The 22,063-nt window shown below is 42.3% G+C and carries 20 protein-coding genes; 11 read left to right on the top strand and 9 right to left on the bottom strand.

The window, feature by feature from the left end; all coding sequences use genetic code 11:
- Positions 1 to 161 precede the first annotated feature (161 nt).
- Complete coding sequence (locus tag MuYL_RS09375; protein WP_094570312.1) at positions 162 to 1,724, top strand: M20/M25/M40 family metallo-hydrolase; 1,563 nt, start codon at positions 162 to 164, stop codon at positions 1,722 to 1,724.
- 85 nt (positions 1,725 to 1,809) lie between these two features.
- On the opposite strand, the gene MuYL_RS09370 is transcribed toward MuYL_RS09375, so the two are convergent.
- Entirely contained in the window at positions 1,810 to 3,408 is a 1,599-nt protein-coding gene (locus MuYL_RS09370) for a flavin monoamine oxidase family protein (protein ID WP_211710256.1), read from the bottom strand.
- 258 nt (positions 3,409 to 3,666) lie between these two features.
- Here MuYL_RS09370 and MuYL_RS09365 point away from each other — a divergent pair, with 258 nt between their 5' ends.
- A complete protein-coding gene (locus MuYL_RS09365; RefSeq protein ID WP_094570310.1) occupies positions 3,667 to 3,855 on the top strand; it encodes a hypothetical protein in 189 nt (62 codons plus the stop codon).
- Between the two features lie 34 nt (positions 3,856 to 3,889).
- Here the strand turns inward: MuYL_RS09365 and MuYL_RS09360 are convergent, their stop codons facing one another.
- The 7 genes from MuYL_RS09360 to MuYL_RS09330 form a co-directional block, all read right to left on the bottom strand.
- Entirely contained in the window at positions 3,890 to 5,230 is a 1,341-nt protein-coding gene (locus MuYL_RS09360) for a serine/threonine protein kinase (protein WP_094570309.1), read from the bottom strand.
- Complete coding sequence (locus MuYL_RS09355) at positions 5,231 to 6,019, bottom strand: FHA domain-containing protein (RefSeq protein WP_094570308.1); 789 nt, start codon at positions 6,017 to 6,019, stop codon at positions 5,231 to 5,233. It lies immediately after the preceding gene.
- 23 nt (positions 6,020 to 6,042) lie between these two features.
- Entirely contained in the window at positions 6,043 to 10,104 is a 4,062-nt protein-coding gene (locus tag MuYL_RS09350; RefSeq protein WP_094570307.1) for an FtsW/RodA/SpoVE family cell cycle protein, read from the bottom strand.
- A 2-nt stretch (positions 10,105 to 10,106) separates the two neighbouring features.
- Positions 10,107 to 11,534 carry a PP2C family protein-serine/threonine phosphatase gene (locus MuYL_RS09345; RefSeq protein ID WP_094570306.1) on the bottom strand — a complete coding sequence of 476 codons (1,428 nt, stop codon included), beginning with the start codon at positions 11,532 to 11,534 and terminating at the stop codon, positions 10,107 to 10,109.
- 95 nt (positions 11,535 to 11,629) lie between these two features.
- Positions 11,630 to 12,580, bottom strand: coding sequence for a hypothetical protein (locus MuYL_RS09340; RefSeq protein ID WP_094570305.1), 951 nt, complete (start codon positions 12,578 to 12,580; stop codon positions 11,630 to 11,632).
- Positions 12,581 to 12,603: 23 nt separating this feature from the next.
- Complete coding sequence (locus MuYL_RS09335) at positions 12,604 to 13,893, bottom strand: serine/threonine protein kinase (RefSeq protein ID WP_094570304.1); 1,290 nt, start codon at positions 13,891 to 13,893, stop codon at positions 12,604 to 12,606.
- Between the two features lie 249 nt (positions 13,894 to 14,142).
- Entirely contained in the window at positions 14,143 to 14,565 is a 423-nt protein-coding gene (locus MuYL_RS09330) for a GNAT family N-acetyltransferase (protein WP_094570303.1), read from the bottom strand.
- Between the two features lie 261 nt (positions 14,566 to 14,826).
- Here MuYL_RS09330 and MuYL_RS09325 point away from each other — a divergent pair, with 261 nt between their 5' ends.
- The gene (locus tag MuYL_RS09325) at positions 14,827 to 15,162 is read left to right on the top strand and encodes a hypothetical protein (RefSeq protein ID WP_094570302.1); all 336 of its coding nucleotides are present in this window, start codon (positions 14,827 to 14,829) and stop codon (positions 15,160 to 15,162) included.
- Positions 15,163 to 15,276: 114 nt separating this feature from the next.
- Here the strand turns inward: MuYL_RS09325 and MuYL_RS09320 are convergent, their stop codons facing one another.
- Entirely contained in the window at positions 15,277 to 16,233 is a 957-nt protein-coding gene (locus MuYL_RS09320) for an MBL fold metallo-hydrolase (protein WP_094570301.1), read from the bottom strand.
- Positions 16,234 to 16,399: 166 nt separating this feature from the next.
- Here MuYL_RS09320 and MuYL_RS09315 point away from each other — a divergent pair, with 166 nt between their 5' ends.
- From MuYL_RS09315 to MuYL_RS09280, 8 genes are read left to right on the top strand one after another with little or no spacing between them, the layout of a single operon-like run.
- Complete coding sequence (locus MuYL_RS09315; protein WP_094570300.1) at positions 16,400 to 17,119, top strand: SDR family NAD(P)-dependent oxidoreductase; 720 nt, start codon at positions 16,400 to 16,402, stop codon at positions 17,117 to 17,119.
- Positions 17,116 to 17,712, top strand: a complete 597-nt coding sequence (locus tag MuYL_RS09310; RefSeq protein WP_245845827.1) for a hypothetical protein — start codon at positions 17,116 to 17,118, stop codon at positions 17,710 to 17,712. Before MuYL_RS09315 ends, MuYL_RS09310 begins: the two co-directional genes overlap by 4 nt.
- 1 nt (position 17,713) lies before the next feature.
- Positions 17,714 to 17,983: an acyl carrier protein gene (locus tag MuYL_RS09305; RefSeq protein ID WP_094570299.1), complete on the top strand. Its 270-nt coding sequence runs from the start codon at positions 17,714 to 17,716 to the stop codon at positions 17,981 to 17,983.
- Between the two features lie 7 nt (positions 17,984 to 17,990).
- Positions 17,991 to 19,340, top strand: a complete 1,350-nt coding sequence (locus MuYL_RS09300; RefSeq protein WP_094570298.1) for a beta-ketoacyl-[acyl-carrier-protein] synthase family protein — start codon at positions 17,991 to 17,993, stop codon at positions 19,338 to 19,340.
- Positions 19,341 to 20,159: an enoyl-ACP reductase FabI gene (locus MuYL_RS09295; RefSeq protein ID WP_094570297.1), complete on the top strand. Its 819-nt coding sequence runs from the start codon at positions 19,341 to 19,343 to the stop codon at positions 20,157 to 20,159. It abuts the gene before it with no gap.
- Positions 20,143 to 20,541 (top strand): holo-ACP synthase, encoded by a 399-nt coding sequence (locus tag MuYL_RS09290; RefSeq protein WP_094570296.1) that lies wholly within the window; start codon positions 20,143 to 20,145, stop codon positions 20,539 to 20,541. Before MuYL_RS09295 ends, MuYL_RS09290 begins: the two co-directional genes overlap by 17 nt.
- A gap of 8 nt (positions 20,542 to 20,549) precedes the next feature.
- Positions 20,550 to 21,371 (top strand): alpha/beta fold hydrolase, encoded by an 822-nt coding sequence (locus MuYL_RS09285; protein WP_094570295.1) that lies wholly within the window; start codon positions 20,550 to 20,552, stop codon positions 21,369 to 21,371.
- The gene (locus MuYL_RS09280) at positions 21,368 to 22,030 is read left to right on the top strand and encodes a 1-acyl-sn-glycerol-3-phosphate acyltransferase (protein WP_094570294.1); all 663 of its coding nucleotides are present in this window, start codon (positions 21,368 to 21,370) and stop codon (positions 22,028 to 22,030) included. The genes MuYL_RS09285 and MuYL_RS09280 overlap by 4 nt, the downstream gene beginning before the upstream one ends.
- The last annotated feature ends 33 nt before the right edge of the window (positions 22,031 to 22,063 follow it).

The raw sequence follows: 22,063 nt of genomic DNA, 5'->3' as shown, positions 1-22,063 counted from the left end.
CAAATAAAGGTGAACTAAGTTAAAACTAAATAGCTCCCGTTTTTACAGGCAAGTGATGAATTTCAGGTCCGGATTGTAAAAATAGTATAACAAATAATTTAAAAAGCGTGGCAGCTTAATTAGAAATGATAACACCTTTATTTTTTTTATAAATTAGACTTATGAAAAACACCTATACCCAATCCCGCTTAGGCCTTTGGCAAAAAACATTGCCCTTTATGTTAGGTGCGGTGCTTATCAGCAGCATTGCATTGGCACAATCAAACAAACCGGTTATTGACAGCATAATGGCCGAAGAAACAAACAACTCGCAATTGGAAAAATTGGCCCATGAGCTTTTTGATGGCGTTGGCCCCCGTTTGGTGGGCACCCCGCAAATGAAACAAGCTAATGACTGGGCTGTTGCCAAATATAAAAGCTGGGACATCCCGGCTCATAATGAAAAATGGGGCGAATGGCGTGGCTGGGAACGTGGGGTTTCGCACATTGATATGGTGTCTCCACGGGTAAAATCCCTTGAAGGTACCCAATTGGCCTGGAGCCCTGGAATGGGCAAAAAGACTACCACGGCCGAAATAATTATATTACCCGATTTAGCCGACTCTGTTGCTTTTCAACAATGGCTGCCAAATGTAAAAGGTAAGTTTGTTATGATCTCCATGTGCCAGCCTACCGGCAGGCCCGATGATAACTGGAAGGAATTTGCTACAACGGAATCTTTTGATAAAATGAAAAAAGAGCGCAGCGCCATGACTGATGCCTGGCGTAAACGCGTCAGCAAAACCGGCCTTAATAATAAAACATTACCGGTAGCGCTTGAAAATGCCGGGGCAGTGGGGATATTAACCAATAACTGGTCTGCCGGATTTGGAGTTGATAAAATTTTTGGCGCTTATACTAAAAAAGTACCGACCGTTGATATTGCACTGGAAGATTACGGGATGCTTTACCGTTTAACCGAATCGGGTGCAAACCCGAAGATCAGCGTGCATACCGAATCAAAAGAACTGGGTGTAGTACCAACCTTTAATACCATCGCCGAAATAAAAGGCAGCGAAAAGCCTGAAGAATATGTAATGTTAAGCGCGCACTTCGACTCGTGGGATGGCGGAACCGGGGCTACCGACAATGGCACCGGCACCCTTACCATGATGGAGGCTATGCGCTTGTTAAAGAAATATTATCCCCACCCCAAACGCACCATATTGGTTGGCCATTGGGGCAGCGAAGAGGAAGGATTGAACGGTTCACGGGCTTTTGTAGAAGATCACCCTGAAATAGTAAAAAACCTGCAGGCACTTTTTAACCAGGATAACGGCACCGGCCGCGTGGTAAACCTGACCGGGCAAGGCTATGTCGAGGCCAAAGACTACCTTACCCGCTGGCTTGCCGCAGTACCTGATACTATTAAGAACCGCATAAAAACGGTATTCCCCGGCGCACCCGGAGGCGGCGGTTCAGACTTTGCCTCATTTGTTGCCGTCGGTGCACCCGGCTTTTCGTTAGGCTCGCTTAGCTGGTCGTATGGGTCATATACCTGGCATACCAACCGCGACACCTACGACAAAATAGTTTTTAGTGACCTGAAAAATAACGCCATGCTTGCTGCCATGTTAGCCTACATGGCCAGCGAAGACCCCGCAAAAACAGTAAACACAAAAACAGAAGGGATTAAATGGCCGGTTCAGGTAAAAGCGACACGGAGGGGTGGGTTGGATAAGTAAACCCGTTTATTTCTGCCTCGCATATTCAATACACCGCAGGGTTGGCAAGCGTAATCCTGCGGTGTATCGGAAAGCGGACGTCAATTTACTTCTTTATAATCTTCTTCAACATAATATCCGCCGTTTGCAAAGCGCCTTCAACCCAGCCCTGGGCATCGGAGTAGGCTTCGCCGCAGATGTAAAGCTGTAAGTTATCAATGGGCTGCGTAATTTGATCCCGTACTTCCGAGCTTTTTACGCCTATGTTCCAGCTGTTCCAGCCACCGCCAAATGGATCTTCGCCCCAGTCGCGGAAGGCGGCATTTTTTACGATCGGAGTATGGCTCAATCCATGCATGAGTTGTAGTTGCCTTGCCACTTCATCAACCATTGGTGTGGGCGCCATGTATTCAAACCAATCCAGGTGAGCTTTGTCATTTTGGGCTTCTCCTAAAAACGGATCCTCAATTTTTGCATGGGCGAGGCCTTCTGCCCAGGCTTGCTTGCGTTGCGGGCGCAGACCATCCCAAAAACCGATGTTGTTGCCATCGTCATAACTGGCCAGCAGCATTGATTCGCCTTTTGTGGCGGGTTTGCCGTTGTTTTTTGGCCAGTAGTAAGTCTGTCTTACCGGGAGATCGGTAACGCTCCGGCCTGACTCAACCGGGACGAATTTACCGGTTGTTTTATCGGTATAGCCAGCTGCCATCCACCATGGGTTTGCGTAGGTGGTAAACAATTTAAACAGCGGACGCGGCGTAACGCTGCCTATCAACTGCTTAATTTGTTGTAATGACGGACTGTTCGGCGCAAGCAGATCAAGCGAACGGCGGGGCATCGCCAGGATCAATGAATCTGCAACAACGGTACTATCCTTAAAAGCTAAATGAAATTTGCCATCAATAGTTTCAAAACCGTTTAGTTTAGTATTCAAATTAATTTCGCCGCCCAGTTGGACAAAAAAATCGGCCAGGGTTTTAGGAATCTGCTGAAAACCTTTTTTAAAGCCCTTGTATTGCGGCACTATCCCAAAATCAGTCAGGAACCACGGGATAGCATCAGCGGCATTCCAGTTAGATAGGGTTGAATTATAACCACCTGCATCCATACCAAATTGATAAGCTTCGCCGCTGATAACGCGGTAAAGCACATTCCAAAATCCTTGTTTATAAAGTGGCTCCCCGGCAAATTCCGCATTTTGCGCCAGCAGCCGCCTTTCCTCTTCAGTTAGCTTTGGATTGGTAATTCCGGGCACTATTTGCTCAATGGCATTTACAATGATAACGCCTGGCGAGCCGCCTTTTTCAAGGAACGACAACTTATAAGGTACTTTATCTGGGTTTAATGTATAGTCAGATAACCTAAGGTAAACCCCTCTTAAATACGCTATGTTCTGATTCTCATCAACAGGAAAATCATATAACTCAATCTGATTATCATCCGCAAGCTGCTTGTTTAACTTTTTGATAAGCCCGACGATCAGCGGCTGGGCATTTTCAAGTATGCGCATCCCGCCAAGTTCAGCCACCATATCAGGAATATGAGGCGGCACAACAGAAAGTAACCGGCCACCTATATGGTCGCCACCTTCAAATACTACAATTTTTTTTGCGGGATACTTTAGCTTAAGTTTCCATGCGCTATAAACGCCGGATACGCCACCACCTATAATGGCGATGTCAATAGTGTCATTTTTTTTCATCATGAATCCTCTTTGCGGAGAGGTGCCGTTGTTAAAGGTTTTAGGATTAAATAGTGCAGCTATACTGCTTATTCAAATATTGGATTTTTTTTAATAACCGGTCGCTATTTTTTTATATTTTATAATAGGCGTTCTTTACAATTACAGCCCTCAGTTTTATATTTTACTTAACATTAAATTAACATAACGGTAATTAAACGTTAACAACATAGCATTTACCTTTGTATAGTTATTAATTGTTAAAGTTAAAATCATTGTATCATGCACAATAACATTAGAACTGAAACTCAAAACAGGGAAATATTTCAAATTCAGGCAAATTCTGAAGATGAGTACTGGTCGAAAAAATATGAAGTTTCTACTGAAGATCTGAAAGGAAAAGGCATGAATATTGGCATTTCCGATAAGATTTTAAAAGCCATCTCTAAAAACAAGGTTCTGGAACTTTAAACAACGGCATCCCGCCGGTAAATTTAACGTCGTTTTATTTAATCGGGAAAATCCCAAGAAACTTTTTCTTTTTCTTGTGCAATTTCTTTTTAGCCAACAGTGCTTTTTTGCGGGCCAACTTTATGCTGTCTGCTTTTTGTGCTGCTTTAACTGTGTCTTTATTAACAATAGGAACAGCTACCTGTAATTTCTTATTTTTAACAGTATCTGCCATAGGCTTTTTGCCGGCTAACTGCGTTGAATCTCTCAGGGCGGAATTCAAACCGGTTGTTTTAGCGGGTGATTTAAATATCCCGTAGGTTATTGAGGCCAACAGCAGCGTTATTACCCCCGCAAATACAGGCTTTGATAAATTGATCGTATTCTCTTTACCCGCTTCGGCTTGCTGATATCCTGATAGCCTTTGTTGTAATATTTTGTTTTCTGCTGTTAATGCAGTTATGGCACCTGCTGCTCCTTCTGTGCTTTCAGAAATACTGTTTTCAATAATTACTTCGTGGATCTCAGTGCCATTAGTAAACCGGTTATCCGGGGATTTTTCCAGGCATTTCTTTATCATTTGAAGCAGCCATGCCGGAACCTGCATTTCTTTTTCCTGCTGCAATAAAGGCCATGACTGAGGCAAGTTCTGTCTTCTTAGTTCCAGCACATCAGGAACCGGTTGTTCCAGGTGTGATAGCATTACATTATTTCTTGCAGTTTCGCCGTTATCCTTTAAAGGAAACGGAACCTGCCCGGCCAGCAACTCATATAATACAACCCCATAGCTGTAAATATCTGTTTGGAACAGCATTTGCCCCTCGTTTTGCTCCGGGGCCATAAACTCTATAGCGCCGGCGTGGCGCATACTGCTCCGCCGCTGTTCGTCTGACATTACCGACAGGCCGAAATCAAGCAGCACATAATTTCCCGAGTGGATGTTAAATTTGATATTGTTGCTTTTTATATCGCCATGCTTCACACCTACTTTATGGCAATGAGAGAGTGCAGATGCGAGCTGGTCGGCCAGTTTTATTACTTCTTTAATGGTGAATATCGTTTCGTGCGGTGGTTTTAATAACTCTCCAAGGTCCGGCCCTTCTATAAACTCCATTTCTATAAAGGGCAGCGACCCGCTTTCTGTTATCCCGGAGTTTAGTATTTTAACTACATTAGGATTAGGTATTTCATTTACCTTTCTGAGTTTTTCAACTTCATTTAAAAAATTGCGATAATTATGGTCATCCATACTTTCGCTATGAATTGGCGTTGGTAAAAGCTTAACTGCGCTAATGATAGCACCTATTCGCCTGCCTTTATATACAGAACCCTGGCCACCCGTTCGCAGGGCACCCATATTCTCCAGGCCTTCTGTTATAGTAAATACTTTACTCATTTAAATTGCTGATGGATTATAGCTAAACTCCAGCACTGCCGACTCTCCCAAAATAATCTGGTCACCTTCATTTAGTTTATGCCCGATATTGGTAGAATGGAGCTTAATTAAATTTACATTACCAACAGACTTGATCTTAATTTTATTGCCGGGGGGCACGCCGCCTTCATCTGCATAAAGAATAAAACACGCATCGTCATTATTCCATTCCACATGCGCATGTTGCCTGCTGATGAACTTGTTGCTTTCATTTGCACTATTTCCCGGAAAAGCTATTTGATTGAGCCTGAAAAAACCATCGTTTACCTGCACCTTGCTTTCGCGGCCGATGTTAACCTTTCCATCAGACGATGTAATGATATATTCTTCCTTTTCGGCCTCGCCATTTAGCACCCTGATGCTTGCAGAAGCCGACCGTTGGATATTGTGATCCCTGGTACGGATAAATATGGCAGCATCCACGGTATCAGACTTAACGGATTCCTGCGGAAAATCTTCGCTGAAGCTAATTTCCATAACCCAGTTTTCGGGAAGATCGAGCGCAAAATCATCAGCTATCCGCTGGATCTCTTCTTTAAACTTATCTTTTTCTTCCAGGTACACAGCTGCTTCGTAGAGGTGTTTTTCCGCCACGTCTGCCTTTATAAATAGGTGAATCCCCTTAATAAGGCGGCCCTCTCCCCCTTCTGATTTTTGCAGCTGCTCTTTAACCATGCGAAGCAGTGTATCCCTAAGGCTTTTTACATCCTGCGGCGCTTTATTATCTTTTCTTTTAAACAGATCAAACATACCAACCTTATTATTTTATATAACTATTCATCTGCCGTTCCTGTTTCACCGGCGGGAACAATACTTTTAATATATCCTTCTTTCAACAGTAAAGGGATCACATCCTTGCCGGCAAGCCGTACCGCGTCTGACGATCCTTTGGTTGATTCTACCCTGATACACACCACAATATTACCTTTTCCTTTTGCCATTGGTGCAAAAAACACGTACCAGCCGTCATTTATACTGTTACCTTTCCAAATCCTTTCCGGTGTCCCCGTTTTACCGGCAACTTTTACGCCCAGTATTTCTGTTTTCGGGGCGCTCTGCTCAATCATGTATTTGGTAAGCAATGCCGCATAACGCGGATCGTTAGCCAGCTTAATACTGCCTTTAACAGGCTGCAGCGTGTCGTTTACCTTTAAAACAAAACGATTTGCAACCAGTGCCCCATTGTTAGCTACGCCTGAAACCAGCCTGGCTATAGCAGCAGGTGTCGCTATTAGCTCGCCCTGCCCCCAGGCCATGCCTGAAATGCCTTTAGCGCGCGTTTTATGGATATTATTCGGATCGTACCTTGGCCGGGTATTGAACTCTGTTTTACGCCATAGCTCACGCCATTTTTCTTCCTGGGCAGTATTTTCCGGTTTCTTGTTGTAGAAATAACCACCTACCCCGTGCAGAAACATTCCGGCTTTAAGATACAGGTTAACCATATCTTCCTGCAAATGTTTTTCGTTGGCAAGCTTTATAAAGTAAACGTTATTTGATTTGGCAATCGCCCTTTCCAGGCTTATTACACCGGTTTCGTCGGGTTCAATCCCTTTTGTTCTGATCCGCTCCTCCGTACTTACATGAAATTTCACTTCATCTGCCGCTAACCCAAGTTTATTAAACGATGCCATAGCAGTTAACACCTTTGCAGTTGACCCTGGCTGTGTGGCATAGGTAAACCCAAGATCGCTGGTCGTTATCCATTGCGATAATTTATTTTGCTCCTGCAAGGGCATGGTGAGCTGGTCGTAATTATGAACCGGCGGCAATGGGTACACAGCCGAAGCCAGTACATCGCCTGATGCTGCTTCCATAACAACTACCGACACCCTGTTGTCATTCAGCGCGGTATCTGCAGCCATTGACCGCTGGATCCCCGTTTGCAGCTGTGCATCCACCGTTAACTGTACATCGCGATTCCGCTTTTTAAATGCGGCCACTTCTTCGCTATTTATCCCGGCAAAAAGTAAAGGTGCAATTGCCTTGTAGTCTCTTTTAGCTACTGACATTTCTTTCACCCCCTTTGGCAAAAACCGATCTTCCCTGAAACGACTGGCATGAGCATTAAAGCTGGTAACGGGCATTTTAAAGCCACGTAGTTCTGCAGCATGTTCGTATTCAGCAAAGTAACCGTTGGTACTACCATTAAAAATCCCGGTATTTTCGTCACCTGTCCAAAAAAACATTTGGTCTTCAAAAGGGTAATACCGGGTAAGGCGTTTATGCATTGCAGAATCCAGGTCGTAATGATCCGCCCCGGCGGCATTCAATAAATTTTCCTGTTTCTTTATTAATCCGGGGTTACTGGTAGCAAGTATGCGCCCGTTCCGGTCGTAAAGCGTACCCGCTTGTAATTTATTCATCAAAATAGCGATGCGCGGGTTATAGCTAAACATGCGCGCCCCGCTCCGGTCGGCCACCAATGCCGGCTTTATGATCCATTTTTTACTATCAAACAAATAGCTTGAAATATTTACTATCAGCAGCAAAATACCAATACAAGCTGCTAAAAGTGCTGGCACCAGGTTCCGGTCCTGCTGTTTGGTTATAAATGACATTTGAACAGGAGTACCCTTTACACCTGACGCCGACAAAAGAAAACCAGCGGCCAGGAAATTGGCAACGAGTGACGAACCGCCGTAGCTTTCAAAAGGTAATGCCACGCCCGATAACGGCAAAGCCCCTGTTGAGCCGCCGGCAATTAACAAAAACTGCATAAACGTACAAATACCAATGCCCGCGCATAAGTAGAAAAGAAACGGCGTACCAGTTTGCCTGCCTATAATGATTGAACGGTGCAGGTACACTAAAAACAAGAGGAAAATACTCACAATCCCCGTCCAGCCGAAGCTTTCGCCGATAGCCGGCAAAATCATATCCGTATGCGCCTCAGGTATAGTTTTTGCAAAGCCTTCGCCGACGCCCTGCCCGGTTACACCGCCGCCAGACATGGCCCAAAGCCCGTTAGCTACCTGGTCGCCGCCATACACCTCATTGTTCCATGCATCCTGCCATATCGCTTTACGGTCAACAAGCCGCTGTACCGGTCCGGGAATCAATTGATCAAGATGCGGAACCTTGTCTATAGTTAAAAAACCGGAAATAATAATAAGCGCCATTATTGCCGATTCGCTCAGTGTTTTACGCTTTGATAAAAACACCAGCAATACCACGGCTGCAGTAAGCCCAGTTGACAGCCATACATTTTTGAAGATCCAGGACAGCAGCACATAAACTACTACCGCCAGGGTCATAAACATAAAGTCGCCACGCGAAAAAGAGAACAGGATGATAAAGGTAAAACAGATCACAATAGCAGGGCCCATGTCGCCAAGCATCAGGAATAATAAAAGTGTGAAAGCGATTGCTATTACCGCGAACGAGAAAAAAGACCATCGTTTTTTCCAGCTTGTGTACTCACTAATAAACTTCTCGTTGGTGGCAAAAAAACCAGCCAAAAATATAATAACCAGGTATTTAACGATCTCACTTGGTTGAAAACCAAAAAGGTTAACTTTTACCCCGCTGCCTTCAGGGCCCGAACCGAAACGAATCGTCAACAGCAATAATCCCATCGCCAGGACTATCCACGGCCAACCGTTGGCTGCCTTGCGGTTATTTTTGAAAATAAGCATCCGGAACACGCCCGAATCGGAAGTAAAGCGGCGCAGGTTAAATTGCAATAACGCAATAATAGCCAACACCCCCATCCCGAGGTAAACCAGCGAATCTTTGGCAAAAAAACGATCACGTAACGGATCCTGCAGGTTTAATAACGTAATGAATGAAATCCCGGTCAATATCATTATCAGTGGCAGGATGATTTGATCTGTCTCCGGGAATTTCCAGCCTAAAATAAAATGGAGCAGAAAAAAGCAGCCGAAAAATACGCCTGCAATTATCCAATACCATTCGTTAAATTCAGCAGGTGTGCGGATGATCAGGGCCTTTTCTTTCTTTAATATGCTAAAATCCCTGGTGCTCAAAAGCCTTATGGTATGCGGCGACTGGTGAAAAACAAAAGCTACATCTTTGTCCAGGTCTTCCGTTCCTAATGAGCGTCCAAATTGAAATCCCGGCTGAAGCGGCAACACCTCAAACGCCTTGTCGGCAGGAAGATTTTTAAAGGTATAATCTCCCTGTGCATCCGTACGCGCATAGGCTACCAATGCCTGTAAATGGGTTTTACCGGCGGCATCATTAACATAGGTAACCTGGTACCCTTTACCTTGTTTAACCTTTGTTTTTACTTCATCGCTTTCTTCATCACTATAAAGACTGTCCTGCGGCAAGATCATTTGCAACCTCACCAATACACCCGGAACCGGACCAGTTTTATTAACCACTGAGCCCGATATCGTGTTGCCGGCAAACTCCAAATCTGTGGCAGATGGTAACACCGGTGGATTATTTCTTTCCTGGGTAAAGCGAACGGAATCATCACCTGTATAGCCCAATAATGTACGGGAAACAAGCACCCTGTCTTTAAAGGATTTTCCGCCGCGGCTAAACGCATCATCCGCATCTACATAATAAGCTTGTTTATTCAGCTCACCAATATTATCAAATTGTTTACCCTTACTTTTTGAGGCAACAACACTTTCAATCAGATCAACATCTTTCGGATCATCAAAATAATAACCTTTCTCCAGCAGTTTTTTTAAATTTTGTGACGGATTGGGCGCATTAAGGTTTACCATAGTACCATCCTTAAGCCGCCGGGCAACATCAGTAAAATTATTCTGCAGCACAGCAAACAGCCTGATAAACAGCAAGCCAAGCAATACGGCACACAGTAAAAGAAATATCCGTTCTTTTTTTCTCGACCCCATATCTATTTTTTTGCGGTTACAGGTAAGGAATCCATGTGCATTGTTAAATAAGGTATTTTACCGTTAACATACTTGCTGCCAGCAAAATTCAGCTGATTTTGAACGCTTTGCTGCACATTTGAAAAACGTACGTTCTTTAATTCCAGCGAGCCATTAATTAATGACACACCCGTTTGAAAATCAGTAAAGTTAAGACTATCCAAAACTATGTTTTTGCACTTTTCAGAAAGCTTAAATGCTGATCCTTTATAGCTTGATTCTCCCTTAAAAACAATTTTCCCTTTAGCCTTTATTAACAAAGTATCCTTATTAATTTCAATAGCATGAGTAATAATAATGGGATTTTTATAACTTGTATCTGCAAGGACCAGCAATTTTCCTTTAACATTATTAATAGCTTGCTGCAGTTTAAGCTCCTGCGGATCGGGAGTTTGGGGACTATCAATTATCGGCTGCTTTTTTATTGCGGCAGTATCCTGGTTTTTAAGCTGCAGATATAGATAAATGCTACTGGCCAAAAACACCAGCACCAGTAATGAAAGCAGCCCGATCAGCCCGTTCCTGCTCTTAGGAGACACTATTTCCTTTTCTGTTTCAGGTGCTGAATTTACCTTAGTTTTATTATCTTCAATAGTTACTACCGGTTCGCGTTTAACCGTTTTTGCAGCGTGTTGCCGGGCCACTTTATCATTATGTACCAGTACAACAGTTACATTATCCCTGCCGCCGTTATTATTGGCAGCATCAATTAACTGTTTGCCCTTTTCCTTCAGCGAAGTACTTTTTGTAAGGATGCCGGTTATGTCGGCGCTGCCAACCATATCAGTTAAGCCATCACTGCACAACAGCAGCATATCGCCGGATAAAAATGGCGACTGGCCTGTTTCAATATAATCTGTATTTTTTCCTAAATGGCTTTCAAAACCCAGCGCTTTATTGATCTCATTCCTTTTAGGGTGATTCATTGCCTCATCTTCCGATAGCCGCCCTGATTCCTCCAGGAAGCCAACAAATGACTGATCGTGCGAGATTTTCACGAGTGAACTATCCCGTAATAAGTACAACCGTGTATCACCCACATGGGCATAATAAAATTGGTTATTGATAATGTCAACCAGTGCAAGGGTTGATACACAGCTCATTTGTGCGTACTCCTTATTCAGGTGCTTTTCTTCAATAATGCGTTCATTGGCCAGTTCAAAACAGTCAATTATCATCGAAATAACATCACCAGAAGAATTTTCGAGGCGTTGAAGGATAGCTTCACGGGCCAGTCTGGCGGCTATTTCCCCGCCGGCGTATCCGCCTACCCCGTCTATTACACAGGCTATAATAAAACGGTTATCCGTGCTTTGCCGGGCAATAAATGCATCTTCGTTATTTTGCCGTACTTTGCCTGTATCAGTTATGCCGAAATATTGATCAGTCATTTTTGTTTACGGGATTTTTTAATTTCTAAAAAATGAGTTGCCAGTAACGCGGCGCAAACCGCCAGCAACCCAACTGATAATATTTGTGACATGGGTTACGATTTAAATAAATTTACGCCTACTATACCATTTAATAGTATTCTGGAATTTACAGGTAGCTCTACCCACGAAGGCGAATTAACATCACTCCGCACCAATTCCTGTTCATTCAGTATAGTTAACTCCCCAAACGAGGCAACGTAAAACTTCCCGTCTGATTTGTTAAACCTGATGCGCAAATGCGGGGTGTTAACCCATTCCGTAGGTATTTTAAAAATATTTGAATCTTCACGTGTTTCATCCTCGCCCGAGACAATTATTTCATCATCATTCATCAGGTATTCTACTTTTTTACCGGCAAACTGTTTTTCGGGAAGAATAGTTTCAAATCGTGCATGGTATTTTTTACCAGGCTTTACCACACCTTTTTCATCATAATTCAATTCTTCCATATAAGGCAGCTCATAATAGCCCTCGCTGTAGTAATTGAAGCTTTTAAGCACATCATCACTAATATCAAAGGTTTGTGCAACACCAGTTTGGCGTGGAATGAATGTTACCCTCAGGTTTTCTTCCTTCTTATTACTTCCCGGCAGTAACTTGCCAATAAAACCAATGTCACCCCTGGCATAATCCGGGTGCGATACCAGCCTGAATACCCATTTTGAACTGGAAGGCACAACTGTTTTACCCGCGGCGCGGTACTGCCCAAGCAATTCGTAAAATTTTTTCACCGTTTCATTTACAATCAGCCCCAGCAGCCCCTCTTTGTTGTTGATAAACTCCTTGTAATCTTCAGTATTGAAACTGATGATATACTCGTGGTAAAACACGATCCTGTCAGCAAAGGACAATTCCCTTACCGAGTCGCTGAATTTCGCTATTACGTAATTATAAACATCATCAGGCGTAAGTACCACCTGTTTTTTTATTTTACCGTTATCAGGGCTGGTTAAAAACCAATCCTGGATGCCCATACGTTGCCAGATAGTATTTTTTTGATCCATGTAATTATTAACTGGTTATTGGGTTAATTGCCTGTTGAGTCTGTTTTGGCGCTGTCCGGATTTGCATTTTTATCTTTTTTTAACGCATCGCCAATTACGTCTTTTGTCAGCGAATCAGTTTGCCTGCGCTTATTTCTAAAATCAATTATCCGCTGGCGTTCTGCCTGCCTGAAACTGTCATTTATCCGCGCAGTATCCGGGAGTATTGTTACCGGTTTTACCACTGTTTGTGCCGGGCGAAATAAAGAATAAGCAGAATAGGCCATGCAGCCAACCAGTAAGATCATGAGCCCGGCAAATACAGATTGTGAAATTTGCATCATACCCTGGGGCATAGGTAAATAGGCCCTTTCAACTGTAACTGGGGCCGATGGCACCGCAGCTGCTTTAATTTCTTTTACAACCTCTACCCTGATCTCTTTGACGCTGCTATCAGCAATTACGTCGTGAAGTTCCGTTCCGTTAGCGTATCGTTTTTCCGGCGATTTTTCCAAACACCGCGCAATCATCTGTAACAGCCATTCCGGAACCTTTAATTCGCGCGTTGGCCAATCATCCGGAAAATTTTGTTTACGTAGCTTAATGAGGTCAGGAACAGGAGATTCCAGGTGAGCCAGCATTACATTGTTTCTTGCTGTTTCTCCATTATCTATTAAAGGGAACGGCACTTGCCCGGCCAGTAATTCATATAAAATAACTCCGTAACTATAAATATCGGTCTGGAAAAGCATTTTTCCTTCGTTCTGTTCCGGCGCCATAAATTCTATGGCCCCGGCGTGCCGCATGCTGCTTCGTCGCTGCTCGTCTGACATTACCGATAGGCCAAAATCAAGCAATACGTAATTGCCTGAATTATTATTGAACTTTACATTATTGCTTTTGATATCCCCGTGTTTAACCCCCACTTTATGACAATGTGATAGCGCACATGCCAGCTGATCGGCCAGTTTTATTACTTCTTTAATAGTAAAAATCTTTTCGTGGGGTGGTTTTAAAAGCTCCTCCAGGTCAGGCCCCTCAATAAACTCCATCTCGATAAAAGGAAATGAGCCGCTCTCGGTAATACCGGAATTTAATATTTTAACAACATTCGGATTCGGTATCTCATTTACTTTTTTAAGCTTCTCAACCTCGTTTAAAAAATTCCGGTAGTTTTTATCTTCGGTGCTCTCACTATGAATAGGTGTCGGCAGTAACTTAACGGCAGTGATTATCGGCCCTATCCGCCTGCCCTTGTAAACCGACCCTTGCCCCCCGGTACGCAACGCACCCATATTCTCCAGCCCTTTTGTTATTGTAAATACTTTACTCATCCTTAATAATTGATTCTCTTTTTGTTGCGTTATTTGAACGTATTAACGTAAACAAATGTATTATGTTTAACGCTTTTTTAATAATGAACTTCAAGTTAAAAACAGCTATTGTTATTTATTCAGTGTCAATAGCAAAAAGTAGCCGTAACTAATTTATTAACGGCTAAAAAGGGGAACTTACACCTTTTGTTCAATGAGATAAGTGCTGCTTTGACCGCGCGGGACAAGGCTATGTTACTTATGTAGTATTTACAACTTCAGATCATTCACATTATCCAAATAAAAACAATGTTCGTGACGTGTCATTCCCGTTTTCGGGTAATAATTTACTGCAGCCGGAGCCGATAGCAGGATTAATTTTGCCTGTGGCGATTGTAGTTTAGTTTCCTTAATTAAGTTTGTACCTATTCCCTGTTTTTGCAGGCTTTGATCAACCGCCAGGTCCGATAAATAGGTACAAAATACAAAATCAGTTAACGACCGGGCAACACCAACCAGCTTTCCGTTGAGGCGTGCCGTAATAATCAAATCGGCATTTTGACACATTGTTTTTATCCGCTCCAAATCATCAACCGGCCTTCGCTCCCCCAGTGAGCTCCGCCTTAAAACATCAATGAATTCGTCTGCATTTAAGGTAAGCTCTCTTGCGTACACTATCTCGGTAGGCGCCATATGTTAACGGTTAATGAAAAGCAAGTTATAAGCTTATAACCATAATTGCAACTCATTTTCAACCAGGTATCTTGCTAATTTTATTGCTCATGCGTATGGCAACAAAAAATAAAGATTGGCACGTCCATCAGTATTAATTTATACAACCTTCATTACCAATTACTTGATAACTCAATATTAACGCCTAATTTAGTAATTAACATAATGATAATATTGATTAAACATTAATATAACTTACCTTTGAAGCAATCCATAAACCAAATGAAAAAAGAAAATTCAAAATCAAAAAGCAAACAAGAACAACAAACTGCCAAGAAGGAAATCCATACCGGCTTAATAGGTGAGTTAAAAGCCTTTGCTGCTAAACTTGGTCATACATCAAAAAAAATAGAGAAAGAAATTGAAAAGGCTGCAAAGAATTTAGCCAAAAAGCTTTCCAAACCAGCGAAACCCAGCAAACCTTCACCGTCAAAGCCTGTTGAAAAAAAGGCAGTCCCTGCTGCTGAGAAAAAAAGCGCACCTGCGGTAGTTTCACCAAAGCCAGCTAAGAAGGCTCCTGCTGTGAAGCCTGCTCCTGCAAAAAAAGTTAGCGAATAATATTATCGCCTGATACCAAAACGAGATAAATCAAGCTGGTTTATTTCGTTTTGGTATTATTAGCTGAAGCTGCATTGAATGGGATTATAACAGGAGAAAAAATTAAATCAGCGTTTATAAATCAATCCTTCTGCCCTGTTCCGGAAATATTAAATTTAACTGCAACTTGTTTTGAGCTTTCAGCTGGGCTTTAAGTTTATTGATGTTAACTTGTGGTGGCTTTGCATGCGTAACAATCAAGTCAAAACCTTTAAGGGCATCTTTCCCGGCCAAACCGGCAAGCGCTTCCATTTCCTTCATTAACCAATTTGGCGTTAAATGTCCAAAAAGGGTTTTATCAGGCTGCTCATTCGGGAAAGAGGTTTCGATCATTATGGCCTTTAACTTCCTGCTTTTTAACAACGGGGCAATGGCTTCCCACAAAAGATGCAGGTTATTGCTTTTTTCGATCTCGTCCGGCCCAACATCACCTAAATACAAAATATAGGATTCGTTGCTTTTTAATAAAAAAGCGGTACTTTGGAGGTTAGCGTGACTGAGCGGAAACGCCTTTACACTCATCCCGGTATTTTTAACCATTGTAACGCTATCCGGACTTAATATCTGGTAATGATATTTCTTTAAAGCCGGAGCTTCACCCTCATCTGCAAAATTAGCCCAGCTTTCCCACGTAAAATAATGTGTTTTAATTGTTTTTAATGTCGCTGACAGCCCGTAAATAGTTTTAGCGGTATCCTCCGGCGAATTTATGATCAATCCGGATACATGGTCTAAATGCGCATGTGAAATAAAATAACCCTTGATGTACCTTTTAAGTACCTGTTCCGCGGGTATGCTGAATATTTTATTTCGGATGGCCTGCTCAATCCCATAATTCAGGGTACCCGCATCAAGGCATATATAATCATCGGTTCCTGCCGCAGCAACCATGTAAGCTGATAAATTACTTTCATCAATACCGCCTTTCACGCCCAACGGCACAATCTTAAACGATTTGTTGCTTTGCGAAAACCCTGAAAACGGCAAAAAAAACAAATACAAAATATTGATAAACAAATATTTATTTAGCATAAATGACAGATTTGAAATACAGTTGAATATATTGAAACAACATGTCTAAATTATTATTATAAATCAACATATTTGCTGTAAAGATTTATGGCAAAGTTATAAACCGTTGGCAACTTTGGTAAAACTAATCGCTAATCTTTAACCTCTAATCACTATATAAATCCTGATGGAGAAAAGAAAAATATTAATAACCGGTGCCAGTAAAGGGTTAGGGCTGGCCATTTCCCAAAAGCTGTCAGGCGAATATACTCTGATATTACACGCATCAAAACCAGAAAGTTTCACAAATATTGAACCTGGAAATCATATTTTATGTGCTGATTTTTCTGATCCGGAAGCTATCAACAGCTTTTGCAAACAGTTAAAAAAAGAGCATGGCGACCTCTACGGTGTTATAAATAATGCAGGCGTAACCTATGATAAACCGCTGAACTATCAGCCCGAGCGTGAAATTGATGCCATGCTGAATGTAAATTTAAAAGCGCCCATCCTGATCTGTAAAACAGCTATGAAGATTTTTAGCCTTACACAGCAAGGTGTGATTATAAATATAAGTTCGGTAGTCGGCGAAAGTGGCAATGCATTCCAATCGGTGTACGCAGCCACCAAAGCTGGTTTAACAGCACTTTCACGATCATTGGCACAGGAAGCGGCGGCAACCAATACCGAGCATAAAATAAGAGTGCTTAGTGTATCGCCCGGTTTTATAGAGACCGATATGACCGCAACCATACCCGAAGCAATAAAACAAAAATACTTCAATATGATCCCGGCTAAAAGATTTGGAAAGGTTGATGATATAGCAGATACGGTTGCGTTCCTTTTATCAGACAAGGCATCATACATTAACGGAACAAATATCCACGTCAACGGCGGTTTAATATGACAGAAGAAGAAAGAGCAGCCTATTTAGAAACAATAATGAACGGCAACCTGGTTGGCGTTGATCCGTCACAATTACTACTGCATGGCCCCACAAAACGGCTCGTAAACACCTATCACTGGCATTCTCCTAACAAAGGAATTGTGGCCAGCTATTCTCCCACAGAAAGGGACGTGGAAGATCATTTCAATGTATTTCGCGGCGTAGATCAAATAGAGGCATTTGCCCAGGCTACCATTGTTTCATGCGCTACCTTTTTGGAATGCCGTAAGCTGAAAGGGCTGCCTGATTTATTAAGGGATAAGTTTGTTCCGGCATTTATCAGTGTTGGTAATGTTAGCTTTCAAAATTACCTTGAACTTGGCGATACCTTTATTAGTATTGGTAACATTACCTTTTATAAATGGCGTCAAATGGTTTGCGACGGGCGCATTTACAAAGTACCAAAGGGCCTGGATCTTGATGAATATTTTAGTGATTTTACGGAAGAAAGATTATTAAAGTATGATATTAGCAAAGATTTTATAAAAGTGGCCGAATTGCATGACATTACCGGCCGTGCAATACTTATAGAATTATTTAACAAATTAGCATAATATGGAAAACGAAAGACAAGAAATACTTGAGGGTTTATTGGAGGTATTAAAAACTGTACGAACAATTGATCCGGAAAGGTTAGTTGGCGTAACAGAAGAAACCGACTTTCTTACAGATTTGAGCACTCCGTCAACCGAATTGATAAATATTGCTGCAAAGGTTGAGCAAAAATTTAATATTGAATTTGAAGATGAAGATATTGACAGGATGGGCTCAAAAGTAAAAGATGTTATCGATTTGATAATAATGGTAAAAGAACGAAGCAAATAAATAGTTTATGATTGTAGCAGGCAGAAAAGTAGCAGTTGTTGGCATGGGCGGGGCTTTTCCAACCTGTACAGACCTGGATGATTTTGATAAAAAGTTATTTGCCGGCGAAAGCCTGATCCGCAATTGGCCCAAAGCAATGGCGTATGATAAGCAGATCCGTTCAATGGTGGCCGGTTATATTACCGAACCCGAAATGAACCTTGAAGCTATTCACCCCGTACCGGAGACTGAATATCCGGAAACTTATGTTGACCTGCTTGGCAGGATTCCGGATCTCAATCTTGCCACAGCCGATCTGGGCTGTGTATGGGCGATGTTAGGCGCACAGGAATCCATTAAAATGGCCGGGTGGTCAAAATCCGAAGTTGAATCAGAGCAAACTGGTGTGGTAATAGCATCAGGCGGCGGCGGCAACGTGATTTCGCGGCACGCATGGCATGCATTTTATGAGTTGGGCAAAAAAACCCGGATGGCCGGTTCACACACTGTTGACAGGGCCATGTCATACCGGGAGGCTGCAAACGTATCCTGCCTCATCCGCAATAAAGGTGTTTGCGAATCCATTATATCAGCCTGCGCTACCGGTCTTGGCAACATCGGTTATGCTTACCGGTTAATAAAATTTGGATTGCAGGATCGCGCCGTTACGGGAGGTGTTGAAGGTACGGCGCTTGAAACTTTTATTGGCTTTGACGCCATGCAGGTATTAAGCAAAGGGTTTGCACCTGAACAAAGCTCACGCCCTTTCGATTTAAAAAGAAACGGCTTTGTTTGCTCATTTGGGGCAGGCATTGTGGCGCTGGAAGAATATGAAATGGCCAAAGCACGCGGAGCAAACATTCTTGGTGTTATTGACGAATATTTCAACAATTCCGATGGTGACGGTAATATGTTCTACCCTTCGTACGATGGGCAGAAAAGACTATGGAAGGGATTAATGGCAGGCGGAAATATTAAGCCGGATGTTGTTAAAGTTCATGGTACCGCAACACCGGTGGGCGATATTTTAGAACTGATAAGCGTTGTTGATACCATCGGCGAAGAAGGCTATCATATTTCTGCACCAAAATCTCAATTCGGCCATATGCTTGGGGCAGCCGGATCCGTTGAATTCATCGCATCATTATTAATGCTAAAAAATCAAAAAGTACTGCCTTGCATAAATTCTGACGAATTAAATCCTGAATTGGAAAACTTTCAAAAGAAGGATGGCTGGGAAGGCTCAGACAAACCTGCGGCAGCTTACAGACACCTGATCTCGCCGGAAACCGTTGCAAAAGAAATTAACCAGATTGTTTGTTTAAATTATGGATTTGGTGGAACGAACAGTGCGTTAGCTGTTTCAAGGGATATATAAATGATTGACAATACAAATAAAGTTGCGGTAATATTCGGTGTAAGGAACGAGAGTTCCATTGCTTATGATGTAGCGGTTAAATTACATCGCTCAGGCTGTAAAGTGGCATTAAGCTATGTTGCTGACACAAAGAATGAGGTTTTGTACCTGATGGAACAAAACGGCATGGATCCAAAATTGTCGGCAGAAGTTGATGTGAGGCTGGAGGAAGAGATCAGTGCATTTATGCGTATGGTTTATGATACTGCAGGCCCAATAGATTATGTTTTGCATGGCGTAGCCTTTGGCACGCAGTCGGTTATGTGTTACAGCATCCCCGGCAGCGACGCACCCCCTCCCTCTTACATCGACATTCCTTTTGATGATCTGATGGACGCAATGAATATCAGTGCTTACTCATTGCTTAGGGTTTGCAGGGTAGCACAACCATTGTTGACAAAAAATGCGTCTATTTTGACGCTTACCTACAATGCATCGCAAAGGGTGTTCCCTGGTTATGCCGGGATGGCGATTTGTAAAGCGGCCTTAGAAAATATTATGATCTACCTCGCCAGCCACTTCAGGGGTACGGGCGTAAGGGTAAATGCTATTTCAGCAGGATTGGTGATGACAACTTCTTCCGGTGGAATTTTCGGCGTACGCAAGCTGCGCAAAATGGGGAAATTTACCGCGCCGCTTGGTAATATTGATTCGGGCGATGTAGGAGATGCCGCATTATATTACTTCTCTGATCTTTCAAAAAGAGTAACCGGTAATATTCATTTTGTTGATGGTGGCTTTAATATTATGGGACTTGGTGTGGATGGAGAAGGAAATTAAAAAGTCGCTGGAAGAACTGATCCCTGCTCAAAAATTTTCGGCAGGAAACGATATTGTGTTTGTTCCGGACTTTGAAAAATCATTCACTGAATCTTTCAAAAACAAAGTTTACACGGCAAACGAGATGGCTTATTGCGATCAGTTTGAAAATTCGTTATTACGTTACGCCTCCACCTGGGCAGCAAAGGAAGCGGTTTACAAAGCCATAAAACAAATTGATCCTTCAGCATTAGGTCCAAAAAAAATCGAGATTCTTCGAAATAAGCCGGTGGGAAGGCCGCTGGTTAAAATTCACCGCGAATCTGCTAACTTTGATATTGCACTATCCATCTCGCATGACGGCGATTATGCCTGGGCTATTGCCTTTATTGAAATCCTGTAATTAACCTGATGACTGACCATTATTTTGAAAATGACCTGGCGAACCTGCACTATTATAAATTCGGTAGTGGCGAACAGGTTATGCTAAGTTTTCATGGTTATGGTATGCATGGTAAGCAATTTAAACTACTGGAATCTAATTTAGGCGTCAAATACACTTTCATAGGCTTCGACCTGTTTTTCCACAAGGAAACTAAGTTAAAAGATCAAAGCCTTCCTGCTGTAAAAAAAGGCATCACCAAGAAGGAGTTTGCCGATTTTATTCTTGCCTTTTGCAAACACGAAAACATTAAACGTTTTTCTGTGATCGGCTATTCAATGGGAACACATTATGCAACAGTAGTTGCCGAAGAACTTGGCCATTTAATTGATGAATTTATTATTGCGGCACCCTCGTCATTAAACCCGGGCAAACTGATCCCGTTTTTCAGCAAAAATAAAACCGGGAATAAAATCCTTGAGAAACTGGTGCTTAACGAAACTACGCTGATCAAGATGCTAAAGTTATTTAAACGGTTCAGGCTGATTGATGCTGAAGCTTATAAAATTTTATATGGCGAAATTGGCACTGCCGAACTAAGGTTTAATTTTTATGCCTGCTTTACCTATCTGCGCTTTTTTGAAACGGATGAATCACGGTTGCTGAAAGCGTTAAATGACCAAAACATAAAATGCATCTTTATATTTGGCAAACGCGACAAAGCTTTCCCGCCGGGCATCGGCAGGGAATTTATTGCCAAACTAAAAAATGCAAAAGTAGTTGTGTTAAATGAGGGACATGAAATGATTAAAAGGGATTTTGTAACACAGTTAAACGGGCTGTTGACATGATAATAAAAGCCAAACCACTTCCTTTTACATTCATAAAATGGGGCTCGTTATTTCTGATGTTTTTTTTCAGGCGTCGATTTAACAAAATGATTATCCATCCTATCGATATAAAACCGAATCACTCTTATGTACTCATGTGCAACCACTTCGGCTTTTTAGATGGCTTTTTCTCCTATTACATTGCCTTTAAAATGCTTGATAAGCAGCAAAAATTAAAAGGGTTATATACCATGTCTGTAAAAAAGCAGATGGAGAAAAACTGGTGGCTAAAATATTGCGGCTCCTTTTCAGTAGAACCCGGAACCCGCTCTGTAAAAGAAAGCCTGGATTATGCTGCCGAAATTTTGAGCAGCCCGGGTAATATCCTGCTTTATTATCCGCAGGGCAACCTTGAATCGCAGCACATCAGGCATATTGAATTTAAAGACGGGATCTATGAAATTGTTAAAGGGATAAAGGGTGATTGCCAGTTAATTTGGGGAAGCACGGTAATTGAATATTATGAAAGCACTAAACCTTCAGCAAACATGAGTTTGTTAGATTGCGGAACTAATCATGATTTTGATTTTGAAGCGCTAAAGCAAAATGTAAATGCGCACCACCTGAAAAGTATGAAAAACTTGGTTCGGTTTACAAAGGAGCCCCAAAATTTAATGTGAGTTCGACACAGGCAAACATTCACCCCTATTTCA

It is taken from the genome of Mucilaginibacter xinganensis (assembly GCF_002257585.1).
Lineage (GTDB): Bacteria > Bacteroidota > Bacteroidia > Sphingobacteriales > Sphingobacteriaceae > Mucilaginibacter > Mucilaginibacter xinganensis.
Note: the sequence above shows the minus strand (reverse complement) of the source record. Positions and strands in the feature narration are given on the sequence as shown.

Excerpts from the sequence above, each read along its gene's own strand:
- MuYL_RS09355 (WP_094570308.1), bottom strand. The coding sequence starts at position 6,019 with ATGTTTGATCTGTTTAAAAGAAAAGATAATAAAGCGCCGCAGGATGTA.
- MuYL_RS09305 (WP_094570299.1), top strand. The coding sequence starts at position 17,714 with ATGGAAAACGAAAGACAAGAAATACTTGAGGGTTTATTGGAGGTATTA.
- MuYL_RS09360 (WP_094570309.1), bottom strand. The coding sequence starts at position 5,230 with ATGAGTAAAGTATTTACTATAACAGAAGGCCTGGAGAATATGGGTGCC.
- MuYL_RS09345 (WP_094570306.1), bottom strand. The coding sequence starts at position 11,534 with ATGACTGATCAATATTTCGGCATAACTGATACAGGCAAAGTACGGCAA.
- MuYL_RS09350 (WP_094570307.1), bottom strand. The coding sequence starts at position 10,104 with ATGGGGTCGAGAAAAAAAGAACGGATATTTCTTTTACTGTGTGCCGTA.
- MuYL_RS09300 (WP_094570298.1), top strand. The coding sequence starts at position 17,991 with ATGATTGTAGCAGGCAGAAAAGTAGCAGTTGTTGGCATGGGCGGGGCT.
- MuYL_RS09285 (WP_094570295.1), top strand. The coding sequence starts at position 20,550 with ATGACTGACCATTATTTTGAAAATGACCTGGCGAACCTGCACTATTAT.
- MuYL_RS09375 (WP_094570312.1), top strand. The coding sequence starts at position 162 with ATGAAAAACACCTATACCCAATCCCGCTTAGGCCTTTGGCAAAAAACA.
- MuYL_RS09315 (WP_094570300.1), top strand. The coding sequence starts at position 16,400 with ATGGAGAAAAGAAAAATATTAATAACCGGTGCCAGTAAAGGGTTAGGG.
- MuYL_RS09320 (WP_094570301.1), bottom strand. The coding sequence starts at position 16,233 with ATGCTAAATAAATATTTGTTTATCAATATTTTGTATTTGTTTTTTTTG.
- MuYL_RS09370 (WP_211710256.1), bottom strand. The coding sequence starts at position 3,408 with ATGATGAAAAAAAATGACACTATTGACATCGCCATTATAGGTGGTGGC.
- MuYL_RS09330 (WP_094570303.1), bottom strand. The coding sequence starts at position 14,565 with ATGGCGCCTACCGAGATAGTGTACGCAAGAGAGCTTACCTTAAATGCA.
- MuYL_RS09340 (WP_094570305.1), bottom strand. The coding sequence starts at position 12,580 with ATGGATCAAAAAAATACTATCTGGCAACGTATGGGCATCCAGGATTGG.
- MuYL_RS09310 (WP_245845827.1), top strand. The coding sequence starts at position 17,116 with ATGACAGAAGAAGAAAGAGCAGCCTATTTAGAAACAATAATGAACGGC.
- MuYL_RS09280 (WP_094570294.1), top strand. The coding sequence starts at position 21,368 with ATGATAATAAAAGCCAAACCACTTCCTTTTACATTCATAAAATGGGGC.
- MuYL_RS09335 (WP_094570304.1), bottom strand. The coding sequence starts at position 13,893 with ATGAGTAAAGTATTTACAATAACAAAAGGGCTGGAGAATATGGGTGCG.
- MuYL_RS09290 (WP_094570296.1), top strand. The coding sequence starts at position 20,143 with ATGGAGAAGGAAATTAAAAAGTCGCTGGAAGAACTGATCCCTGCTCAA.
- MuYL_RS09295 (WP_094570297.1), top strand. The coding sequence starts at position 19,341 with ATGATTGACAATACAAATAAAGTTGCGGTAATATTCGGTGTAAGGAAC.
- MuYL_RS09325 (WP_094570302.1), top strand. The coding sequence starts at position 14,827 with ATGAAAAAAGAAAATTCAAAATCAAAAAGCAAACAAGAACAACAAACT.
- MuYL_RS09365 (WP_094570310.1), top strand. The coding sequence starts at position 3,667 with ATGCACAATAACATTAGAACTGAAACTCAAAACAGGGAAATATTTCAA.